Annotated in this window: 1 protein-coding gene; it reads right to left on the bottom strand. The window is 67.9% G+C overall.

Features of this window, described 5'->3' with window-relative positions:
- Nucleotides 1-1,754 (bottom strand): polyketide synthase dehydratase domain-containing protein (locus ACFWPJ_RS31905; protein WP_378857109.1); only part of this gene is annotated, 1,754 nt, incomplete at its 3' end.
- Nucleotides 1,755-1,790 lie beyond the last annotated feature (36 nt).

Here is a 1,790-nt window from a genome sequence, read left to right as displayed (position 1 = left end):
ACGACAGAATCCGGGTCACCGTCGCGATCCAGATCCAGCAACTGGAACCGACCCGGGTGCTCAGCCTGCGCGGCACGCAACAGCCCCCACACCGGGGCCTGATCCAGACGCACCTGCTCGGAATCGGCAACGGCCACCGCTTGTCTGGTCAGCACAACCAAACGCGAACCGGCCCAGCGAGGATCGGCCAGCCACCGCTGAACCGTGTCGAGAACACCGGCGAGGAGCCTGCGTGCGGCCGCCGGCGCAGCGCCATCGTGGTCGGGGCACTCGAGCAACACGACCTCGGGGACAACCGGGTCCTGGGCCGCATCCAGCTCGGCGAGCAACGCCGCGAGATCACCGTAACGTGGGACCTCCCCGGAACTCCGGCCAGAACCGAGCACAACCACGCGACCCGGCTCCGCCGCCGACAGCGGCACGGGGACCCATTGCACGCCGAACAGCGCCTCCGACACCGGGTCCGCACCTAGACGTTCGGCCGACACCGGCCGGGAAACCAAGGCGCCCACCGACAACACCGGCCGGCCCTGCTCATCGGCGATCTGCACACCGAACGTGTTGCCCTCGCGCAGGATTCGCACCCGCACTGCGGCAGCACCGGCCGCATGCAACACCACCCGGTTCCAGGTGAAAGGAAGTGCGGGGGAATCACCGTCACCACCGCGACGGGCATGGACTATCCCGGCATGCAGGGCCGAGTCGAACAGCGCGGGATGGATTCCGAAGCCCTCGGCGTCCCGCGGATCGGGGAGAGCGACCTCGGCGAACAGCTCGTCGCCACGTTGCCATGCCGCCCGCAAGCCCTGGAAGAAGGGCCCGTACCCGTACCCGGCATCGAGCAGCTCGTCATAGGCGCCGTCGACGGGCATCGGCCGCGCACCGGTCGGCGGCCATGCGGTGAGATCGAAATCAGCGACCACCTCGCCAGGGGCGAGAACACCTTCGGCGTGGAACGACCACGGACCCTCGGCCGTCTGCCGAGAATGCACACTCAAGCGCCGACGACCGATCTCGTCGGCGGCGGCCACGACAACCTGCACCGAAACATTGCCCTCGCCCGGCAAGGTCAACGGGGTGTGCAGGACGAGCTCGTCCACCACGGGGCAGCCCAACAGACCGCCGACATAACCGGCCAGCTCCACAAAACCGGTACCCGGCAGCAAGACGGTACCGAGCACGCTGTGGTCGGCCAACCACTCCATCGACTCGACCGACCAACGTCCGGTGAAGCTCACCCCACCCGACTCCGGGTGCGGCACAACGGCTCCGAGCAACGGGTGATCGACGACATCGAGTCCGACGGAACTGACTCCACCCAGCTCGGCACCCAGCCACGACCGCGCCAACATCTCCTTGGCGTCGAGCCAGAATCGCTCGTGCTGGAAGGCATAGGTAGGCAAGTCGATTCGCTGAGCTCCGGAGTAGAAGCCCGCCCAGTCCACATCGGCACCGGACACGAACAACCCGGCCACCCCACCTAGCACAGCCAACGCATCGGCATGACCTCGACGCGCCAAAGCCACCACCGCGGACGCGCCCGCAGAGGCCGCGGCCGCCTGAGTGTCGTCCATGATCTGCGCGATCATCGGGGACAGCACGGCATCGGGGCCGACTTCGGCGAACCGGGTGACACCGCTGTCGGCCATCGTGGCGACCGCATCGGCGAAGCGAACCGTTTCACGGACCTGACCGACCCAATACGCCGGATCCGACATCTCGTCGGCGACCAGGGCGCCGGTCACCGTGGACACCAACGGCATACTGGGGCTGCCGAACGCCAAACCCTC

Source organism: Nocardia sp. NPDC058497 (assembly GCF_042720195.1).
Classification (GTDB): domain Bacteria; phylum Actinomycetota; class Actinomycetes; order Mycobacteriales; family Mycobacteriaceae; genus Nocardia.
The sequence above is the reverse complement of the archived record's forward strand: the minus strand, read 5'-3'. Positions and strand labels throughout refer to the sequence as shown.